A 21296-nucleotide genomic window follows, 5' to 3' on the forward strand; every position below is an offset into this window, starting at 1 on the left:
TTCTATATTGCTATATATATTTCAAAGGGTTGCTAGTTAAATATCCTTATCTTTTTATTTTCGTAACTTAAAATTAACATAATATGGCTCATCGTTTATCATCAAGAGATATCATCGCATTAGGTTTTATGACCTTTGCGTTATTCGTTGGTGCAGGAAATATTATTTTCCCGCCAATGGTCGGTTTACAAGCCGGTGAACAAGTTTGGACTGCCGCGCTAGGGTTCCTTGTCACAGGGGTTGGCCTTCCAGTTCTCACCATTATTGCACTCGCTAAAGTGGGTGGGGGAATAGAAGCGCTAAGTACACCTATCGGTAAAACGGCTGGGTTATTATTAGCCGTGGTTGCCTATTTGTCAGTAGGCCCGTTATTTGCCACACCAAGAACCGCGACTGTTTCATACAAAGTTGGGATCGCGCCATTATTTGGCGGCGAAACTGATTTGCTATTACTGATCTACAGCGTAGTTTATTTTGTGTTGGTTATCGGTATTTCCCTTTATCCAGGAAAGTTATTGGATAGTGTTGGGCACATACTTGCACCGGTTAAAATGCTCGCGCTTGCTATTTTGGGTGTTGCTGCGGTGCTATGGCCAGCGGGCGATCCGATACCATCAACCATTGAATACCGCGATATGGCGTTTTCAAACGGCTTTATCAATGGCTATCTCACTATGGATACTCTTGGTGCTATGGTCTTTGGGATTGTGATCGTGAATGCCGCCCGCTCAAGGGGTATTGAGAATTCATCATTACTGACCCGCTATACCATGTGGGCTGGATTGATCGCAGGGATTCTATTAACACTGGTGTACCTTTCTTTATTTAAGCTGGGTGAAAATAGTGGTTCACTGATCCCTAATCCTGCGGATGGTGCGGATATCCTGCATACCTACGTTCAGTACACTTTTGGTAACTATGGTAGTTTCTTCCTTGCCGTGCTGATTTTTGTTGCCTGTATGGTGACCGCTGTCGGCTTGACCTGTGCTTGTGCAGAGTTTTTTAGCCGTTATGTACCGATTTCTTACCGTAGTCTTGTGTTGATACTGGGCGTGTTCTCCATGGTGGTATCTAACCTTGGGTTAAGTAAGTTGATCGCGTTCTCATTACCGGTACTTGTTTCCATCTATCCACCTTGTATTGTTCTGATTTTAATGAGTTTTACATTGAAGTGGTGGAGAAATCCAAGTATTGTGATTGCACCGACAATGTTAACGAGCTTTGTTGTTGGTTTAATTGGTGCGGTCAAAGCGTCAGATAATTTGAAAACTTATATTCCTGAGTGGATGACATCTATCCCATTATATAAGCAAGATTTAATGTGGTTGTTGCCCTCTATCATCGTGTTGGTCGTTGCCGCAATTTGCGATAGAGTAATTTCTACTTCGGTGCAACAGAAGCAAGCTTAATCTCAGTAATAACTAATTAAATTATAAAGGCCGCAACGTTAAATTGCGGCCTTTGTTTTTTTAATCAAATAACGCGTACAGTATTCTTAATTAACTCCAACAGCACTCCCCGCAGGCCGGCGAACATCGTTGGCGCCATACACAAAGCCTTCGCGAACTTTACCTGAAACCGCAGAGTCATTGCCTGATGATTTAGCACTAACACCTGCACCATCTGGAATACCGACCATAATTAGCTCAGCTGCGCCCCATGGCGTTTGCTCAACCATTTTGTAACCCATCTTATCTAATAACGCGAGGGTATCTTTTGATAATCCACGTTCTTCATAATAAACCTCGTCAGGAAGCCATTGATGATGAATTCGTGGTGCATTAACCGCTTCTTGTGGCGGCATACCATGATCAATAATATTAAGGGCAGTCTGTAAGGTGATGGAGATAATGCGAGATCCGCCCGGAGAGCCGAGGACTAAGAAAACTTTATCGTCTTTAGTGACAATTGTTGGGCTCATCGACGATAGTGGGCGCTTACCGGGGGCGATAGAGTTTCTTTCTCCTTGAACTAAACCATATAGATTTTTTTCACCGACTTTGGTAGTGAAATCATCCATTTCATCATTTAAGAAAAAGCCAGTTCCCGGTGGGATGACGACCGAACCAAAGCGTCCATTGATTGTATAAGTGGTTGAAACGGCATTGCCTTTTTCATCGACAACAGAATAGTGGGTCGTTTCTGGTTTTTCATGCGGCCCTATACCCGGCTGTACTTGTGTGGATGCAGTCGCTTGGTTTGGTTTAATTTCTTTACGCAGCTCTTCAGCGTATGCCTTGCTCAATAATTTTTCAGTTGGGTTATCGACAAATTCGGGGTCACCGAGGAACGTATTGCGATCCATATAAGCATGGCGCATTGCTTCGGTTACAGTGTGAACATAATCAGCGGAATTAAAGCCCATCTCTTTAAGATCGTAACCTTCGAGGACGTTGAGGGTCTGACAAATTGTCACTCCGCCGGAGCTCGGTGGTGGTGCGGAGATAAATTTATAGCCTCGGTAAGTACAGCTCACTGGAGTGGTATCGGTAATCGTATAATTAGCAAAATCTTTTGCGGTGAGAATCCCCCCATTCTTTTTAGAGGCTTCTTCAACGATTTTTGGAATTTCGCCTTCATAGAAAGCGGATGGACCATTTTTGGCGATTTTTTCAAGCGTGTTGGCTAAATCTGATTGTACTAGCATGTCCCCCGGTTGGTAAGCACTTCCATTTGGCTTCAAGAAAATACGGGCGACTTCAGGGTCTTGTTTGAATCGTTCGGTGGTTGTCTCGAGCACATCAGTATCAGCACGCGTTAAAATAAAACCTTCTCTAGCGAGCTTGATAGCAGGTTCCATCACTTGTTGGCGGCTCATTGTGCCGTATTTTTCTAGCGCATAATCTAAGCCTTTAACGGTTCCGGGTACGCCAGAAGCAAGGTAACCATATAAACTCGCATCTTTGATTAACTTACCGTCTTTATCCAAATACATATCAGCGTTAGAGGCGGCAGGAGCTGTCTCTCTAAAGTTGATAAATAGATCTTTGCCATCAGCAAGATGGATAGTCATGAAGCCGCCACCGCCAATATTACCGCAGCAAGGGTTAACAACAGCTTGTGCATAACCCACAGCAACGGCAGCATCGATAGCATTTCCGCCAGATTTGAGGATATCCGCACCAATTTGAGAGGCTAAATGCTGAGAAGAGACGACCATACCTTTGGTGGCTTCGACTGCGGGCTCAGAAGCGGCATATAATTGAGTGGAAACAAGAAAAGAGAGTAATAAAATCGAAGGATGCCATGATTTTTTTATCATTCGGATCTCCTGATGAAGGTGAATAGATATGGATTTGCGTGTTGTACAATATATTTGTGTAAATAATTGGTTAATTATTTGTACGTTTAATGTATAGCATAGAATGGTGATAAGCGTTGATTATTTGAGTTAAGAAATGTTAACTCGGTAGGGTATTAACAAAAAATTTTAAATATTGTTATCAGCAAAAGGGCTCAAATAGAGCCCTTTTAAGGCATTTATTTTTTATTAAATAAAGAAAGATGCACCCAACCATTATTGGTTAATATTAATGGACTTTGCTGTGCACGTTCAGCTTGTGTTTGTGCGGATTTGATTTGTGGAAAAGCGGCAATCACTTTCTCATTTTTTGCCCATGGTGCCACATCTTCAATTTTTTGTGTAAAATTGGCGATAGAAATTTTCTGGCCACCTCGTTCTGCGGGGTCAGTGAAATTGGTCACTTCGGTAACGATATACTTACCTGTACAGAAACTGCCTTTTCCTGAGAATTGAGACTGTTTTTCATCATAGAATTTTTGACCTTCACCGGTTAATGTGTATTCAACGCCATCACCAGTCTGTTCACCACTCCACATATCTTTTACGGTGACGGGCTTTTCCTCTTTGTTGAGTAATCCGGCATCGACTAAGGTATCGAGTTGCTCAATATTTCGTGCGCTAAATTTTGAGATAAAACCAGCAGGCATTTGACCTACCCCAATACAAATCGCTTTCTTAGTGTCGAGATAATCTTGAATGGATTTTTTGAAATTACTTTCTGATGCAGTTTGGTTGTTATCACATCCTGCCAGTAATGCGGTGATAATAGTCATTGATGCAACGAGTTTCAGTTTCATGTTCCTATACCTAATCTTATTTTTTTACTTAATGTTAAAGAATGGGGGGTTGAATTTAGTTATCAAAAAATGACTAAATTGTAACTAGATGTCGCTAAGTGTAACCATATTATAGATAAGGACTCGTTGATAGAGAGCGATCAAATTCGTGGTGCAATAGAAGACATTTTAAGGTTGATTTGGGAATTGTCTGACAGGGATTTGTCAGTAGCTAGAAATGAATAAAGAGAATGGATTGTAAAATGGGCGTGTTTATCGAAGAAAAAGCGGGTAAAAGTACCCGCTTTCAAAAAACATAATTAGTCTAAATTATAGACCAGTTGCATTTTTAGTCAGGTAATCTGCAACGCCTTTAGGTGATGCGCTCATACCTTCTTTACCTTTTTCCCACTGAGCAGGACAAACATCACCGTGCTCTTCGTGGAATTGCAGCGCATCAACCATACGCAGCATTTCATCAATGTTACGACCTAATGGCAGGTCGTTAACCACTTGGTGACGAACAACACCGTTTTTGTCAACGAGGAAAGAACCACGCAGAGCAACACCTGCTTCTGGGTGTTCGATGCCGTAAGCTTTCATGATTTCACGTTTGATATCAGCAACCATCGGGTATTTAACTTCACCGATACCACCGTTATCAACCGGAGTTTTACGCCATGCGTTATGCACAAATTCAGAGTCAAAAGAAACACCGACGATTTCTACGCCGCGTTTTTTGAACTCTTCATAACGGTGGTCAAAAGCGATCAATTCTGATGGGCACACAAAAGTGAAGTCCATTGGCCAGAAGAAGATCACAGCTGGACGGCCGTTCAGGTGGTTTTTCAGGTTGAAGTTGTCAACAATTTCACCATTACCAAGAACAGCAGCAGCAGTAAAGTCAGGGGCTTGACGAGTTACCAGAACCATAATTTACTCCTATGAGTTTAAATTATTTAGGATATTAACCATAAAAGAATAAGGGATTCTTTCTTGAGAATAAAGACATTAAAACCAATCATTGTGATAGGTTTTATCTATCAATTGTACTGATTTAATAAGTTAATATCAATAAAATAGTTTTATTCCACTAAAGTGCAAGCTTTAATTTATTCAGCTGCATGTATTGTGAAGTCTCGAACAAAAAATTGTTCCCGCGCTTTATCGACCATCAGAGGATAAAACTGAAAGAAAATTTTTTCAAGTTCAGTGTATTGCAGTAAAAAATCATCAAAAGAGCCGCTCAGGGCACTGAGTTTAGGGCGCCTTCGTGCCATGCCATTTAACGATTTCCCAATATAGGCTTTTTCGGCATAACGAGTTAGCCACTGTTGCGGCCAAAGATATTCATTTAATTCCTGAAATTTTTCAGGGGTATGGCTAAGATTGGGTTCAATAATATGGCGAGAAAAATGCACAAATTCAGGCAAAGAGTAGCTAGGTTCGATTTTTGACCAATGTAGAGATAAAAAATGATCCCAAATTAAGTCCAATGTAATGGGCGCAACTCGGCGGTAGTCAGGACGAAATAGGTAACGAGCTTGCTTGACGAGAGGATGTGAGTCAGTGGTTCTATCCACCGCGCGGTGCATAAAAATGCCTGCGACGATTTCAGGCGAATAGTGGCCTGTCGGGTTGCCGCGAACATAGTCGGCCATGATGTTGCCTAGTAGGGAACTGTTCGCGATATGAGCCAAATGGAGGTGAGCTAAGAAGTTCATCTCTTCATCATATACCCGATGTCTTTTAAATTATAGGGTGGGAAAAGGTGGGTTGTTTTAGTGTTATTGAAATATTTGTTAAATATTGATGGTTTTTTAGACGAAAATGCGCTTATTTCTTGCGCCGAAAGCGGTGCGGCACTAGACTAGTCGCCTGTTTTTTTAGATTGATGTGAAGACAATGCGTGTTTCTGATTTTACTTTTGAATTACCCGAAGAATTAATTGCCCACTATCCTCAAGCACAGCGCAGCTCGTGCAGGTTGTTGAGCCTTGATGGTGAGACAGGAAAACTCACGCATGGCATTTTTACGGATATTCTAGATAAATTAGAGGAAGGGGATTTGCTGGTGTTTAACAACACTCGCGTTATTCCTGCAAGACTCTTTGGCCGCAAAGTCAGTGGTGGCAAGATAGAAGTGTTGATTGAGCGTATGCTTGATGAACACCGAGTTCTTGCCCATGTAAGAGCATCCAAGTCACCAAAAGAAGGCGCTGAGTTGCTGTTAGGTGAAGATGAAAGCGTGAAGGCAACCATGATTGCACGTCATGGCGCATTATTCGAATTACGTTTTGATGACGAACGCGATGTGCTGAGCATTTTGAATCAAATTGGTCATATGCCACTCCCACCTTACATTGATAGACCCGATGAAGAATCTGATAAAGAACTGTATCAAACCGTGTATAGCCAGCGTCCGGGCGCAGTAGCTGCACCAACGGCAGGGCTACACTTTGATGAGCCTTTATTAGAAGCACTGCGCCAAAAAGGTGTGGAAATGGCTTTTGTCACCCTACATGTTGGAGCCGGTACTTTCCAACCCGTTCGTGTCGATACCATTGAAGACCACATCATGCACTCTGAATATGCCGAAGTGCCTCAAGATGTGGTTGATGCCGTTTTGGCTTGCAAAGCACGAGGAAATCGCGTGATAGCGGTAGGAACAACCTCGGTGCGTTCATTAGAAAGTGCGGCAAAAGCCTCAAGAAGTGCACTAATTGCGCCATTTTTTGATGATACCCAAATTTTTATTTATCCGGGATATGAATATCAAGTGGTTGATACGTTAATCACTAATTTTCACTTACCAGAATCGACATTGATTATGTTGGTTTCTGCATTTGCTGGATATCAAAATACCATGAATGCTTATAAAGAAGCGGTAGAACAACAATATCGTTTCTTTAGTTACGGTGATGCAATGTTCATCACACCAAACTCCAAGGCGCGTTTTGAGTCTATTGGGGAAAAAGCGTAAAGAGGTAATAAGCGGTGGCATCGCTGCTGGCTTGTTATCGAATCAATAATATAAATAGCACTAGACTGTTTTTCTGATGCTAGGAGAATAAACGTGAAATATGAATTACAGACTACCGATGGTAATGCTCGTCGTGGTCGTTTAGTTTTTGAGCGCGGTGTCGTGGAAACCCCTGCATTTATGCCAGTTGGAACTTATGGCACGGTAAAAGGAATGACGCCAGAAGAAGTGAAAGAAACCGGTGCTCAAATTCTATTAGGCAATACTTTCCACCTATGGCTACGCCCAGGACAAGATGTTATTAAGTTGCATGGGGATCTTCATGATTTTATGCAATGGCAAGGTCCAATTCTAACCGATTCAGGTGGGTTCCAAGTTTTTAGTCTTGGCGCAATGCGTAAAATTAAAGAAGAAGGCGTTCATTTTCGTAATCCAATTAACGGTGAAAAAGTTTTCTTAAGTCCTGAAAAATCGATGGAAATTCAGAACGATCTCGGTTCTGATATCGTGATGATTTTTGATGAATGTACGCCATACCCCGCTGACTGGGATTATGCCAAGACATCAATGGAAATGTCATTGCGTTGGGCGGTAAGAAGTCGCCAACGTTTTGATGAATTAAACAACAAAAATGCGTTGTTTGGCATCATTCAGGGCAGTGTTTACGAAGATTTACGTGATATTTCAGTTAAGGGGCTGGTGGAAATCGGCTTTGATGGGTACGCTGTAGGCGGCCTTGCCGTAGGCGAACCAAAAGAAGATATGCACCGTATTTTAGAGCATGTTTGTCCGCAAATTCCTGCGGACAAACCACGCTATTTAATGGGTGTTGGTAAGCCGGAAGATTTAGTTGAAGGCGTACGCCGTGGTATTGATATGTTTGACTGCGTCATGCCAACACGAAATGCACGTAATGGGCATTTATTTGTGACTAATGGCATAGTGAAAATTCGTAATGCCAAGTATAAATCGGATACATCAACCCTTGATGCCGATTGTGATTGTTATACTTGCCGTCATTATAGCCTCGCTTATTTACATCATTTAGATAAATGTAATGAAATTCTTGGTGCTAGGCTCAATACCATTCATAATTTACGCTATTATCAACGTTTAATGGCCGGTATCCGTCAAGCGATTGAAGATGGAAACTTTGAAGAGTTCGCAACAGATTTCTATCAGAAGATTGGGAAACCCCAGCCTTCGTTAAATAGGGAATGAATTTGAGTGCGAAGTGAGTCCGATATGTGTAGCATATCGGATCGGGTTGTACTTGATTATTTAAAATTGCTTTCAATAACAATGAGGGAAGTTGAATGAGTTTTTTTATTTCTGAAGCAGCGGCATCTGCAGGCGCACCAGCACAAGGTAGTCCATACACTATGGTTATCATGTTGGTCGTTTTCGCACTGATTTTTTACTTCATGATTTTACGTCCACAACAAAAACGTGCGAAAGAGCACCGTAATCTGATGTCATCAATCGCTAAAGGTGATGAAGTTTTGACGACTGGCGGTTTAATCGGACGTGTGACTAAAGTATCTGAGACAGGCTATGTTGTGCTTGAGCTGAGCGAAAATACTGAAGTAACTATCAAACGTGATTTCGTTGCTGCCGTTTTACCTAAAGGCACCATGAAAGCAATTTAATTCTGATTTTCCCGAAGGGAACTGCCGTGCTAAACCGTTATCCTTTGTGGAAGTATCTGATGTTGATCGTTGCGATCCTCATCGGTCTGCTTTACGCGCTTCCAAACCTATATGGTGAGGATCCGGCTGTTCAGATCACTGGCGTGCGGGGAACCGCCGCCAATGAACAAACGCTGATCCAAGTCCAAAAAACGTTAGAAACCGATAAAATTCAGAGCAAATCAATTTCTCTGGAAAATGGGGCTATATTAGCCCGATTCAACAACGCTGATACTCAGTTGCTTGCTCGCGAAGTTATTATGAACGCGCTGGGTGACCAGTATGTTGTTGCATTAAACCTTGCACCCGCTACACCTAAATGGTTAGAAGCTGTTGGCGGAGAGCCAATGAAGCTTGGTCTTGACCTTCGTGGTGGGGTTCACTTCCTGATGGAAGTGGATATGGACACTGCATTAGGTAAATTGCAGGAACAAAACATGGATGGTTTACGTAATGACTTGCGCCAAGCAGGGATTGCGTACTCTTCTATTCGTAAAAGCAGTGATTATAGCGTCGAAGTTCGCTTTCGTAACGCCGATGATCGCAGCTCCGCTGAGACAACACTAGCTCGTAAATATCCAGACTTAGTGTTTAGTAATGGCAGCAATAACACCATGATTGCTGTGATGACCGACGAGCGCTTACGTGAAGCTCGCAACTATGCGGTATCTCAGAATATTACTATTATTCGTAATCGTGTAAACCAATTAGGTGTTGCTGAACCTTTAGTTCAACGCCAAGGTGCAGACCGAATTGTGGTTGAATTACCGGGTATCCAAGATACTGCTCGTGCAAAAGAAATCTTAGGTGCGACGGCTACGTTGGAATTCCGTTTAGTGAATACCGGTGTAGACAGCTCTGCGGCAGAAAGTGGCCGTATTCCGGGAGATTCAGAGGTTAAATATGACCGTGAAGGGGCACCTTATGTCCTGTATAAACGCGTTATCTTAACTGGGGACCACATTACTGACTCCACGTCTGAAACAGATGAAAATGGTGCGCCACAGGTAAGTATTGGTCTTGATAGTGCGGGTGGTTCTATCATGTCTGACTTTACCCGTGATAACCAAGATAAGCTGATGGCAACGCTATTTGTCGAATATAAAGACAGTGGCAAAAAAGATGCAACAGGCCGCTCTATCTTGGTTAAAGATGAGAAAGTCATCAACGCAGCGCGTATTTCAGCGCGTTTTGGTAGCAAGTTCCGTATTACTGGCATCAATAATGGCAATGAAGCACGTCAGCTTTCATTACTATTACGTGCCGGTGCGTTGATTGCACCAATCCAAATTGTTGAAGAGCGTACAATCGGCCCAACACTCGGTATGCAAAATATCGAACAAGGTCTGAAAGCGTGTATTGCCGGTTTATTAGCCTCAATCTTATTTATGATTATTTACTATCGTAAATTTGGTCTGATTGCGAGTAGCGCCTTAATGGCAAACTTGGTGTTAATTGTGGGTGTAATGTCACTGTTACCTGGTGCAACTCTTACTATGCCTGGTATTGCAGGTATCGTTCTAACCCTTGCGGTTGCGGTCGATGCCAACGTTCTTATTAATGAACGTATTAAAGAGGAGCTGCGGAACGGGCGATCGGTTCAGCAAGCGATTAGTGAGGGTTATAAAGGCGCCTTCTCAAGTATTATTGATGCAAACTTAACGACACTGATAACTGCCATTATTCTTTATGCAGTGGGTACTGGGTCGATTAAAGGCTTTGCAATTACGACAGCTATAGGTGTCGCAACCTCTATGTTTACAGCTATTATAGGAACACGTGCAATTGTGAACCTGTTATACGGCGGTAAACGTATTAACAAGCTGTCAATTTAAGGAGCACCGTTGTGGCACAGGATTATACTGTTGAACAATTAAACTACGGCCGTAAAGTCTATGACTTTATGCGCTGGGACAACGTTGCTTTTGGTATTTCGATCATATTACTGATAGCGTCTATCGCCATTATTGGTGTTAAAGGCTTTAACTGGGGTCTCGATTTTACCGGTGGTACAGTAATTGAAATCAACTTAAGTCAGCCAGCTAATTTGGATAAAATTCGAGATAGCCTTTCGAATACGAATCATAAAGACCCGTTAATCCAAAACTTTGGTAGTAGCCGTGACATTATGATCCGTTTACCGCCAATTGAAGGCAGTGCGGGTCAAGAAGTTGGTAAAGAGATTATCACTATCATCAATACGGATGTTGATGATAAAGCAACGGTTAAGCGTATTGAATTTGTCGGGCCAAGTGTGGGTGCTGAATTGGCTCAAACAGGGGCATTGGCACTGTTAACTGCGCTTATCTGTATCTTGATTTACGTTGGGTTCCGCTTTGAGTGGCGTTTGGCGGCAGGTGCTGTATTAGCGCTTGCTCATGACGTTGTCATTACGTTGGGTATTTTGTCTCTATTCCATATAGAGATAGACATGACTATTGTGGCATCCCTGATGTCAGTTATTGGTTATTCACTTAATGACAGTATCGTCGTATCTGACCGTATTCGTGAAAACTTCCGCAAAATTCGTCGTGGTACACCATACGAAATTATGAACGTCTCTTTAACACAAACATTGAGTCGTACTATCATGACTTCGGCAACCACCTTATTGGTTGTTTTGATGCTGTATCTGTTCGGCGGCACCATGCTGGAAGGCTTCTCACTGGTTATGTTAATCGGTGTGACTATCGGTACTATCTCATCTATCTATGTTGCTTCGGCATTAGCATTGAAGATGGGCATGAAGCGTGAACACTTGATTCAAACGAAAGTCGAGAAAGAAGGTGCTGACCAAGAGTCATTACTGCCTTAGTTAAAATTTGTCTTAAATATTTGGTTGGTAGGGTAAGTAAGCCTTACCACTCGAAATATGACATACAAGCACCTTGTGAGCTCAACCTTGCAAGGTGTTTTTTGCATCATAGTAGGGTAAACTGTACCCCCGTAAATAGGATCAGGAAACGCCATGCATTGCCCATTTTGCTCAGCTGTAGATACGAAAGTGATTGACTCGCGTCTGGTTGGTGAAGGCTCTCAAGTGCGCAGACGCCGCCAGTGTCTACTTTGTCACGAACGTTTTACCACTTTTGAAGTGGCCGAACTTGTCATGCCTCGGGTAATAAAAAGCGATGAAATTCGCGAGCCTTTTGATGAAGAAAAACTCAATCGCGGCATGCAAAAAGCATTAGAAAAACGCCCCGTTAGCGCTGATGATATCGAACAGGCCATTATTTCCATCAAATCCCAGCTTCGAGCAACCGGAGAACGTGAAGTTCCTTCAAAATTAATTGGTAGCTTGGTGATGGATGAGCTCAAAAAATTAGACAAAGTTGCCTATATCCGTTTTGCCTCTGTTTATCGAAGTTTTGAAGATGTACGGGAATTTGGCGAAGAAATTGCCAAATTACAGGATTAAAACCAGATGATTGAACAAGACCGCATTTATATGGCTCGTGCATTTGAATTAGCACGAAAAGGCCGTTTTACAACCTCTCCAAACCCAAACGTTGGCTGTGTTATCGTTCTTGATGGTGTGATTGTCGGCGAAGGGTATCACCAAAAAGCAGGGGAACCCCATGCTGAGGTTCATGCTTTAAGAATGGCTGGCGATAAAGCGAAAGGGGCAACGGCCTATGTCACCCTTGAACCTTGTAGCCATCATGGTCGAACGCCACCTTGTGCTGAAGCGCTAATTAATGCAGGTGTTAGCCGAGTTGTTGCGTCGATGCAAGACCCCAATCCACAAGTTGCAGGCCGAGGCCTGTATATGCTTTCGAAAGCGGGTATCGAAACTGCAACCAATCTTTTATTAGAGGATGCCGAAGCCATTAATCGCGGTTTCTTAAAGCGTATGCGAACTGGGTTCCCTTATATTCAATTGAAGCTTGCTGCCTCGTTAGATGGCAAAACAGCCCTTGAATCGGGGGAAAGTAAGTGGATCACTAGTCCTGCGGCAAGACAAGATGTTCAAGCATTACGCGCTGAAGCCAGTGCTATCCTCAGTACCAGTAATACGGTTATTGCAGATGACCCATCATTAACAGTACGTTGGAATGAACTACCCAAAGATATACAGCAAGTTTATCCAGAAGAACAACTACGCCAGCCCATTCGAATTGTATTAGACAACCACAATCGTGTTACGCCAGAACATAAAGTCACTCAACTTGATGGTGAGTGTTGGCTTGTGCGTTCCAAGCTGGATGAAAATGCGGCTTGGCAAGGTCAGGTTGAGCAAATTGCTATTCTTGCTGATGACAAAGGGATAGATTTAGTTGTTCTAATGATGCAGCTTGCAAAGCGAAATGTGAATAGTATCTGGGTTGAAGCTGGTGCTAAGCTTGCGGGTTCATTATTAAAGCTGGGATTAGTCGATGAGTTGATCGTCTACATTGCCCCTAAGTTACTCGGTGATAATGCCCGTGGTTTAGTCGATTTTCCTGCGCTGAGTGCATTATCGGATGCGCCAAAATTTGAATTTACCGAAGTAATAAAAGTTGGTGATGACCTGCGAGTCAGACTTCGTCCTATAGGGTAAATGTGTTTTTTTGGCGGTTTGCCGAAAATCACTCATACAGTTGATGAAAGAATGTGATAAAATCCGCGCCCCGCGGGTTATAATTAATATTAAAGGAAGACTATGAACGTAATTAAAGGTGTTGTTGCTGCGCCAAAAGCGCGTGTTGCCATCGCTATCGCTCGTTTTAATAACTTTATTAATGATAGTCTGCTAGACGGTGCGATTGATGCGCTAGAGCGTATTGGCCAAGTCTCTCAAGACAATATCACCGTTGTATGGGTTCCAGGTGCCTATGAACTGCCATTAGCAGTGAAAGCGCTTGTTGAAACGAATAAATACGATGCTGTTATTGCATTAGGTACGGTTATTCGTGGTGGCACCGCTCACTTCGAATTTGTTGCTGGCGAATGTAGTTCTGGGCTTTCTAGTGTTGCACTGAACAGCAATGTACCCGTGACATTTGGCGTGTTAACCACTGAAAATATCGAGCAAGCTATTGAGCGTGCAGGTACTAAAGCGGGTAACAAAGGCGCTGAAGCTGCATTAACCGCATTAGAAATGATTAATGTTATTACGGCTATAAAAGGCTGATAGATACATTTCATACATTGCGTTGCCTATATAACGCTAACTAAGTATGCAGTGTATTGTTTTTTAATTTAAGGGGAATCTTGTGAAACCTGCTGCTCGTCGCCGCGCTCGTGAGTGTGCTGTACAGGCCATCTATTCTTGGCAATTATCCGGTAATCCAATTGCCGATGTGGAATATGAATTTATCGCCGAACAGGACATGTCAGACGTAGACGTGAAATATTTTCGTGAACTGATATCGGGTGTTGCGAATAATGCCATTAAACTTGATCAACTGATGAGCCCGTATCTGTCTCGCCAGCTTGAAGAGTTAGGTCAGGTAGAAAAAGCTATTTTACGCGTTTCTATGTATGAACTTAGCTATCGCCAAGATGTACCTTTTAAAGTCGCAATCAATGAAGGTATTGAGCTTGCGAAAGTATTTGGTGCGGAAGATAGCCATAAATTTGTTAATGGTGTGCTAGATAAAGCCGCGCCCGCAGTTCGTAGTAAAAAATAAAAAATTCAGGGTTCCCTCCTGTAATACGACAGTTGTAATTGGTAGGCTGGGTTCCAGTCTACCAATATACTCATCATGTTTTGGGTTATCGTTGTGTTGGCTATATCCTACAACCCGAATTATTTAGAGTATAATTTATTCGTTTCGTTTAAAACGAAAATAGTTATAGCGAAAATGGAAAATCTACCATGTCATATGGCGAATTTGACCTCATCGCGCGTTTTTTTAATCGTCAAACGACAAACCGACGTGATGTAAACATCGGTATTGGTGATGACTGTGCGTTGATGACTATCCCTGAAAAACAGCAGCTTGCTGTGAGTACCGATACTTTAGTTTCTGGTATTCATTTCCTACCTGATATATCCCCCGCAGACCTTGCCTATAAATCACTGGCATCAAATTTAAGCGATCTTGCTGCGATGGGCGCTGATCCTGCTTGGGTTTCTCTGGCGATCACCTTGCCAAGTATTGATTGTGAGTGGCTAGCCGCATTCAGTGATAGTTTATTTGAACAGCTTAATTATTATGGAATGCAACTGATTGGCGGTGACACAACACGTGGCCCGATGAGCCTGACTTATACGGTTCATGGCTTAGTGCCGACGGGGAAGGCATTATCCCGCGCTGGAGCGCGTAATGGCGACTGGATTTATGTTACTGGAACATTAGGTGATAGTGCCGCAGGACTTGCTATACTTCAGGATAGATTGTATCCAGCTAATGCGGAACATCAAGCGTGGTTAGTCGGTCGTCATTTACGCCCTCAAGCCCGTATTTTGCAAGGTCAAGCATTGAGAAACTTAGCCTCATCAGCTATCGATATTTCTGATGGTTTAGTATCGGATCTCAATCATATACTTAAAGCGAGTGGTTGTGGCGCACGTATTAATTTGGATGCATTACCTCAATCAGAGGCATTAAAGCAAAGTTGCTCGGTGGATCAAGCTCGTCTGTGGTCATTGAGTGGTGGTGAAGATTATGAACTTTGCTTTACTGTGCCTGAGATGAACCGAGGTGCGCTAGAAATGGCATTAGCACATACGGGCTCAGGCTTTACCTGCATAGGTCAGATAAAACCGCAGTCAGAAGGGATCAGTTACTTTTGCAATAACCAAGCAGTCGATGTCAATCTAAAAGGTTTTGATCATTTTGTTTTGGAAGGTGTCTAATGGCAAGTGCGCAAGAAAAAGCAGAAGCGAAGAAACGGTTAGACATGCGCAACCCGTGGCACATTCTGGCGACGGGTTTTGGTAGCGGCTTATCGCCTATAGTGCCTGGAACGATGGGGTCGCTCGCGGCGATCCCTTTTTGGTTATTGATGGCCAGAATGCCCATATGGAGTTGCTGGGTCATTATTATTGTTGGTTTTTGGATTGGCTGCCTAATTTGTCAACGAACTTCTGATGATATGAAAATTCATGACCATGGCAGTATTGTGTGGGATGAGTTTATTGGTATGTGGATAACCTTGATGGCTATCCCAGCCATCAGCATGGAATGGGTACTTACCGGCTTTTTTATTTTCCGCATCTACGATATGTGGAAGCCATGGCCAATCCGTATTTTTGATCGTAAAGTCGGCGGCGGATTTGGCATCATGATCGATGACATTATTGCGGCAATTTTTGCCTACGTCACCATTTGGCTGTTAGTGTGGTATGATTTGATGCCCTTTTCGGCAAACTAGCGATACTCGTCATACTTCACGCTGTGGCGGTGCGGCTGCACGGGTCACATACTGGTGTATGCTCCCCGAGACATCCTTATTTGCCGCCTTGCCACAACACGAATTATTTAGAGTTTCACGCTGTTATGCTATAACGCTATATTGCTTATTGCTTATTTCGGCTAATACTCATCACCGATGTTTGCGCTAGGGTTAACCCTTTGGTTTCTGGTGCAAATAATATCGAAACAACCAACCCAAGCAAAGAAACGCCTGCCCCCATTAACATCACACTATTGATACCATACTCGCTGATAAACATCGGTAAGGCACAGGTTGAAAAAATAGTTCCGATACGGCTGATAGACATAATAACGCCGACTGCGGATGCACGGATATCGGTTGGAAATAGCTCATTAGGGTAAAGCCATTGTAAAATGCCGGGGCCACCAGAGAAAAAAGCATAGATAGCAAACATGGTAATGACTAATAAAATGCCGAGGTTGGAAAATAGCCCAAGCGTGGCGAGTGCCATGGTCATGATGGCAAAACTACCAATCAATAGCGGACGCCGACCCATTTTATTTAGCCAATACATGGCAGGAACACAACCTAACATAAAGAATAAGCTGATGACTACATTACCGAGCGCGGCGCTTTTTCCTTGATCCCAACCGAGCAGCCCAACAATTTGGGGGCCAAAGGTATAGATGGCAAACATAGGAATAACTTGGCAAGTCCAAATAGTGGCGGTAAATAAAACAAAAGAAAAATGACGTTTATTAAACAGTTGGCGAAAATAGGTTTTCTGTTGTGCTTCCGCTTCGAATATCACCGGTTGACCGAATAATTTGGTCATCATGGCTTGGCACTCTTTAACTCGACCTTTGCGCATTAGCCACAACGGTGATTCAGGTAAGTCAAAGCGACCAATCAAAATCACAATACAAGGAATAACTGCACTACCTAGCATCCAGCGCCAGCCGTCTTCCACATCATACAATGCATAACCGACGAGGTTGGCACAAGTCGCCCCAACATACCACATAGCCGCAATAAACCCGACGGCAAATGCCCGTTGTTTAGTATTGGAAAATTCGGTGATCATTGAGGTGGCGATAGGGTAGTCTGCACCAATCACGATACCGATTAAAAAGCGCATAATAAGTAGCTGAAATGGCGTCGAGACAAACATGGTTGCAACGGAAATGATACCGATAGCCAAGATATCGATTAAGAACATTTTTCGGCGACCAACTTGGTCACAAATATAACCGAATAACGATGTACCAATAAATAAACCGGCGAGTGTCGCTGCGCCCAATAGACCGATCCACTCACTGTCTAAACTGAGTAGTGGGGTTAATTGCTCTAAGGCGACACCAATCAGGACCAGTACGTAGCCATCAAGAAAGGGCCCACCACTGCCCCACAACATAATTCGGCGATGTACGGATGAGAACTGAATATCATCAAAATTTTTCGCTTGCATGCTATATCCCTGAATTAGCCTAGACGAATCAATATGCCCCCCGAAGCGGTTAAGCTCCGAGAGTGAATGTCTAGTCAATCAGCCGTAACGAAATTCAATACCGAAGGTGCCCCGTGGGTATTCCCATTTTTCTAAAGCACTGTCTAGCCCAAGAATGCGGCATGTTCCACATTCAAGGCAGCCGGCATAATCGAACCGAACGGTACCGTCATCTTGTTTTTTATATAAACCCGCAGGGCAAGCTTTGGTTAATATTTCCAGAACTTGCATATCAGGATGTTGTTTTATAACAATATGTGGATTTTCTTCGTCAACATTGAATTTATTAATACCTAGTTTGACGTCCACGTTAACTGGCGTACTCATATCGCTCTCACTCCCTTTATGCCATCTTTAAGTAGGTTCATGAAACCAACACGTTTTGCATGCATCATCATCGTTTTACGCAGAGGTATTGGGGCAGCGTCTGAAATAGTGAACAGTTTTTTCGCAATTCCTACCGCCATTTGTGGGTAGTCAGAAAACATCCGCGGATTATCCAAGAAGTCCGGCATTCTTTGGTAGGCTTTCATGTCTCGCAGAGGGCCTTCATTGAGGCGTGTCAGGTATTCACTCAAACCTTGTTTTGAAAAATCCTCTTTCTTCATCGCGTTAAGTACTGTATTGGCAGCCGCTTCACCTGATGCAACAGCTAAATCCATCCCTCGGATGGTAAAGCCTAAATTCATGCACATTCCGGCTGCATCACCAGCGATTAATACCCCATCACGTACCAGCTCCGATTGCATTTTTAATCCGGCTTCAGGAACAACGTGTGCGGCATATTCAATCATTTTTCCGCCCTCAATAAGCGGGGCGACAACAGGGTGTTGTTTGAAGTCTTCTAACATTTGAGGCACCGATTTTTTTGCCTCTTTGATATGATGTAGACCGCAAACTAATCCTAGAGAAATGGTGGAGTCGTTGGTGTATAAAAAGCCTCCCCCCATTAATCCATCGGTTGGCGAACCGGCAAATAGCCATGCTACACCTTCGTTACCTTGTAGGTTAAAGCGGTTCTGTAGAACATCTTTTGGCAGTTCTATCAGCTCTTTAACACCGACGGCGACATGTTCTGGATTAACGGGTTTGGTCATGCCCAACTGCTCTGCTAATAAAGAATTCACACCATCAGCCAGAATGACTACTTTGGCCTCTAGGATGTCACCATCTGCCTCAACACCAACAACTTTACCTTCACGTTCGACGAGTTTGTCTACGCGGATCCCTGTGATGCATTGCGCCCCTGCATTTTCAGCTTGTTCGACTAACCATGGGTCAAGCTTTCCTCTTAATACTGACCAAGAGGTCTCATCTGGGTTTTGCTCCATTCCATTTTGGTAATCGACTGTAACCGCGCCCGTTTCTGTCATAAATGACAGTTTTTCACGGGTGATCATGCGCTCTATTGGGGCTTGTTGTGTAAAGCCGGGAATGATCCGTTCAAGGCTGTGAGCATACATTCGTCCACCAGAGACGTTTTTTCCACCCGCACAGTTTCCTCTTTCAATTAGGAGAACTTGGGCACCTTCACGGGCAAGAACAAGTGCAGCAACCGAGCCAGCAAGACCAGCGCCTACAATGATTGCATCAAAAATATCATCGGACATAGTTTCTCCAAAGCTTAACGAAACAGTGGGGAGTCATCGTGGATAATTCCCGACTGCTTTATGTTTACTTAGCTAATTGACGGGTTAATTCAGGGAGAATTTTGAATAAATCCCCGACGATCCCATAATCTGCAAATTGAAAAATAGGCGCATTTTTGTCTTTGTTAATTGCAACAATGTACTGTGCGCCATTTGCACCGACCATATGTTGAATTTGACCTGAAATACCAACAGCAAGATATAATTCAGGTTTTAACATTAGGTTGGAAATTCCAACATAACGCTCGTGCTCCATCCATTTTTCATTTTCGGCAACAGGACGAGAACAGGCGATTTCAGCACCAATAGCGTTTGCCAATTCTTTCGCGACAGCAATATTTTCTTGGCTGCCGATACCTCGACCAACACTGACAACAAGACGCGCTTTATCTAATTCAACGGAGTTACCTGCTTTTTTCTGAATCGAGGTACGTATGACAGATTGTTTTGGTTCCAGCCATTTCGCAGTTTGAGCTGCTTCATTACGTGATGTATCACTTGGTGCGGCATCGAATGTACCGGTTGTGGCAGTAACAATGGAAAAGGTTGTGTTTAATGTTTCATCACCGAATGCGAGACCACCATAAACCATATGCTTAACAACGACAGAACCTGATTCAATAACAAGGCTTGCCGCATCATTAGAAACGGCAGATTGCAGCCTTGCACCTAATCGTGCAGCAAGTAGTTTGCCTCGGCGTGTGTTAGGTAATAACAATAAACCCACATCACCATGCTGTTTGATCGTCGCGACAATGGTATCTGCATAGTCTTCAATAATGCGGTTGTCAGGTTTACCTGTTAACTGAAAAACCTGTGTTGCACCAAGTTGAAATGCTTGTGTGGATTGTGCTTCATCCAGTGCGAGAACATTAACTTGCTCACCTAAAGTCAGTGCACCACCTACGAGTTCTGCTAAGCGAGAAGTTGCATCACTGAATACCCAAACTGTTGATAATTTGCTCATAACGCCCCCGATTAATTAATGATTTTTCTAAGATGTTCAGCGAATTGCGCAACTTGCTCGTCCCCATCACCTTCAATGATGATGCGCTGACGCACTTTTTGTTTTGGTGCAGCAATAGATTGTGTAGACAAGGCGGTGATATCACTTAGGTTGATATCGGCGAGTGTCCAAGCCTGAACGGGTTTCTTCGCTGCACCGAGAATGGCTTTCATTGATGGGATAACTGGCACATTAATATCGGAAGTCACTGCAATAATCGCAGGTAACGTAATGGATAAAGTTTCAATTTCATTTTCAAGTTCACGCTCGACAACGATTGTATCGGGTGTGATGGAGACAATTTTCTTAATGCCATTAATGGCTGGAATTTGAAGCTCTTCACCGACTAAGATACTGACTTGCTGAGCATTTAAATCGGCAGAACCATCGCCACAAATAATCAGGTCAAAACCCACTTTTTTGGCTGCTGCGCTAATGGCTACGGCACTTTGGTGAGGAAGGGCGTGTTCGAGTTGGTCATCAATGACAACGATTAATTCATCGGGGCCACGAGATAATACATCTTTGCGGCCTTTCATATTGGTGAGTGCTTTTCCACCAACGCTTAATGCAATAACTTGACTATCAGACTGCTGCGCTTTTAATTGATTCGCAGTTTCAATGGCATTTAAATCATATTGGCTAATTTTAGTGTCTGCACGTGAAAAATCTAAACAGCCATCTGTAGCATTGACAATAATATCCTGTTCATCTGGAACCGATTTGTAGCATGTAATTATCTTCATTACATCTCCTGAAATATATTTAATAGATATGACTGCTAAAATTTAAAATACTTGTGGTATGGATTGATTAGGGTTTCGGAATATATAAGTACCATAACTTAGACATTTAAAAATAAAACCTAAGTCACCAATATTGAAAACCTTAAATTAAAACCTGTTTAAGTTTGCATGTTGATAGACTACTCACCAATATTGTAAAAATCATTAACTTAGCGCTTAAATGTCCAATAATGCTACCGCAATCACCAATACTGAAGTCTATTATTAACACAACCGTTACAATAATTATTATCTAACTGTATTTAAAGGTAATTGTTGTTTTTTAAAATAAAG

Annotated in this window: 21 protein-coding genes; 12 read left to right on the forward strand and 9 right to left on the reverse strand. The window is 42.9% G+C overall.

All coding sequences use genetic code 11. From position 1 onward, the window contains the following. Positions 1 to 83 precede the first annotated feature (83 nt). Complete coding sequence (gene brnQ / locus M998_RS13985) at positions 84 to 1409, forward strand: branched-chain amino acid transport system II carrier protein (RefSeq protein ID WP_068909422.1); 1326 nt, start codon at positions 84 to 86, stop codon at positions 1407 to 1409. 86 nt (positions 1410 to 1495) lie between these two features. Here brnQ and ggt read toward each other — a convergent pair whose 3' ends face one another. The 4 genes from ggt to M998_RS14005 form a co-directional block, all read right to left on the reverse strand. Beyond that, a complete protein-coding gene (gene ggt / locus M998_RS13990; RefSeq protein WP_068909424.1) occupies positions 1496 to 3262 on the reverse strand; it encodes a gamma-glutamyltransferase in 1767 nt (588 codons plus the stop codon). A 218-nt stretch (positions 3263 to 3480) separates the two neighbouring features. Then, the gene (locus M998_RS13995; RefSeq protein WP_068439259.1) at positions 3481 to 4101 is read right to left on the reverse strand and encodes an SEN1982 family lipoprotein; all 621 of its coding nucleotides are present in this window, start codon (positions 4099 to 4101) and stop codon (positions 3481 to 3483) included. 309 nt (positions 4102 to 4410) lie between these two features. Next, positions 4411 to 5013 carry a peroxiredoxin C gene (locus M998_RS14000; protein WP_068439261.1) on the reverse strand — a complete coding sequence of 201 codons (603 nt, stop codon included), beginning with the start codon at positions 5011 to 5013 and terminating at the stop codon, positions 4411 to 4413. Between the two features lie 179 nt (positions 5014 to 5192). Then, the gene (locus M998_RS14005; protein WP_068909425.1) at positions 5193 to 5804 is read right to left on the reverse strand and encodes an acyl carrier protein phosphodiesterase; all 612 of its coding nucleotides are present in this window, start codon (positions 5802 to 5804) and stop codon (positions 5193 to 5195) included. Between the two features lie 181 nt (positions 5805 to 5985). On the opposite strand from M998_RS14005, the gene queA reads away from it, so the two are divergent. From queA to pgpA, 11 genes are all read left to right on the forward strand, one after another. Next, positions 5986 to 7062 (forward strand): tRNA preQ1(34) S-adenosylmethionine ribosyltransferase-isomerase QueA, encoded by a 1077-nt coding sequence (queA, locus tag M998_RS14010; RefSeq protein WP_068439267.1) that lies wholly within the window; start codon positions 5986 to 5988, stop codon positions 7060 to 7062. A 93-nt stretch (positions 7063 to 7155) separates the two neighbouring features. Beyond that, positions 7156 to 8283, forward strand: a complete 1128-nt coding sequence (gene tgt, locus M998_RS14015) for a tRNA guanosine(34) transglycosylase Tgt (RefSeq protein WP_068439269.1) — start codon at positions 7156 to 7158, stop codon at positions 8281 to 8283. 95 nt (positions 8284 to 8378) lie between these two features. After that, positions 8379 to 8711 (forward strand): preprotein translocase subunit YajC, encoded by a 333-nt coding sequence (gene yajC, locus M998_RS14020; RefSeq protein WP_068439270.1) that lies wholly within the window; start codon positions 8379 to 8381, stop codon positions 8709 to 8711. Between the two features lie 26 nt (positions 8712 to 8737). Next, the gene (gene secD / locus M998_RS14025) at positions 8738 to 10585 is read left to right on the forward strand and encodes a protein translocase subunit SecD (protein WP_074379441.1); all 1848 of its coding nucleotides are present in this window, start codon (positions 8738 to 8740) and stop codon (positions 10583 to 10585) included. A gap of 11 nt (positions 10586 to 10596) precedes the next feature. After that, entirely contained in the window at positions 10597 to 11565 is a 969-nt protein-coding gene (gene secF, locus M998_RS14030; RefSeq protein WP_068439274.1) for a protein translocase subunit SecF, read from the forward strand. A gap of 153 nt (positions 11566 to 11718) precedes the next feature. After that, the gene (nrdR, locus tag M998_RS14035) at positions 11719 to 12168 is read left to right on the forward strand and encodes a transcriptional regulator NrdR (protein WP_068439276.1); all 450 of its coding nucleotides are present in this window, start codon (positions 11719 to 11721) and stop codon (positions 12166 to 12168) included. Positions 12169 to 12174: 6 nt separating this feature from the next. After that, on the forward strand, positions 12175 to 13290 hold the full coding sequence (gene ribD, locus M998_RS14040; RefSeq protein ID WP_068909429.1) for a bifunctional diaminohydroxyphosphoribosylaminopyrimidine deaminase/5-amino-6-(5-phosphoribosylamino)uracil reductase RibD: 1116 nt from the start codon (positions 12175 to 12177) through the stop codon (positions 13288 to 13290). A gap of 102 nt (positions 13291 to 13392) precedes the next feature. Beyond that, on the forward strand, positions 13393 to 13863 hold the full coding sequence (gene ribH / locus M998_RS14045; protein WP_068439281.1) for a 6,7-dimethyl-8-ribityllumazine synthase: 471 nt from the start codon (positions 13393 to 13395) through the stop codon (positions 13861 to 13863). 82 nt (positions 13864 to 13945) lie between these two features. Continuing rightward, positions 13946 to 14362 carry a transcription antitermination factor NusB gene (nusB, locus tag M998_RS14050; protein WP_068439283.1) on the forward strand — a complete coding sequence of 139 codons (417 nt, stop codon included), beginning with the start codon at positions 13946 to 13948 and terminating at the stop codon, positions 14360 to 14362. A 188-nt stretch (positions 14363 to 14550) separates the two neighbouring features. Next, entirely contained in the window at positions 14551 to 15534 is a 984-nt protein-coding gene (gene thiL, locus M998_RS14055; protein ID WP_068909430.1) for a thiamine-phosphate kinase, read from the forward strand. Further along, positions 15534 to 16052, forward strand: a complete 519-nt coding sequence (pgpA, locus tag M998_RS14060; RefSeq protein ID WP_068909432.1) for a phosphatidylglycerophosphatase A — start codon at positions 15534 to 15536, stop codon at positions 16050 to 16052. The genes thiL and pgpA overlap by 1 nt, the downstream gene beginning before the upstream one ends. Before the next feature lie 145 nt (positions 16053 to 16197). On the opposite strand, the gene M998_RS14065 is transcribed toward pgpA, so the two are convergent. The 5 genes from M998_RS14065 to fixA form a co-directional block, all read right to left on the reverse strand. After that, positions 16198 to 17523, reverse strand: a complete 1326-nt coding sequence (locus M998_RS14065; RefSeq protein WP_068909434.1) for an MFS transporter — start codon at positions 17521 to 17523, stop codon at positions 16198 to 16200. Positions 17524 to 17601: 78 nt separating this feature from the next. After that, the gene (gene fixX / locus M998_RS14070) at positions 17602 to 17889 is read right to left on the reverse strand and encodes a ferredoxin-like protein FixX (RefSeq protein ID WP_068439291.1); all 288 of its coding nucleotides are present in this window, start codon (positions 17887 to 17889) and stop codon (positions 17602 to 17604) included. Continuing rightward, the gene (fixC, locus tag M998_RS14075) at positions 17886 to 19172 is read right to left on the reverse strand and encodes an FAD-dependent oxidoreductase FixC (RefSeq protein ID WP_068439293.1); all 1287 of its coding nucleotides are present in this window, start codon (positions 19170 to 19172) and stop codon (positions 17886 to 17888) included. Before fixC ends, fixX begins: the two co-directional genes overlap by 4 nt. Before the next feature lie 64 nt (positions 19173 to 19236). Continuing rightward, the gene (locus M998_RS14080) at positions 19237 to 20178 is read right to left on the reverse strand and encodes an FAD-binding protein (RefSeq protein ID WP_068909436.1); all 942 of its coding nucleotides are present in this window, start codon (positions 20176 to 20178) and stop codon (positions 19237 to 19239) included. A gap of 11 nt (positions 20179 to 20189) precedes the next feature. Continuing rightward, positions 20190 to 20963: a putative electron transfer flavoprotein FixA gene (gene fixA, locus M998_RS14085; protein ID WP_068909438.1), complete on the reverse strand. Its 774-nt coding sequence runs from the start codon at positions 20961 to 20963 to the stop codon at positions 20190 to 20192. Positions 20964 to 21296 lie beyond the last annotated feature (333 nt).

This window comes from Providencia heimbachae ATCC 35613 (assembly GCF_001655055.1).
GTDB lineage: Bacteria > Pseudomonadota > Gammaproteobacteria > Enterobacterales > Enterobacteriaceae > Providencia > Providencia heimbachae.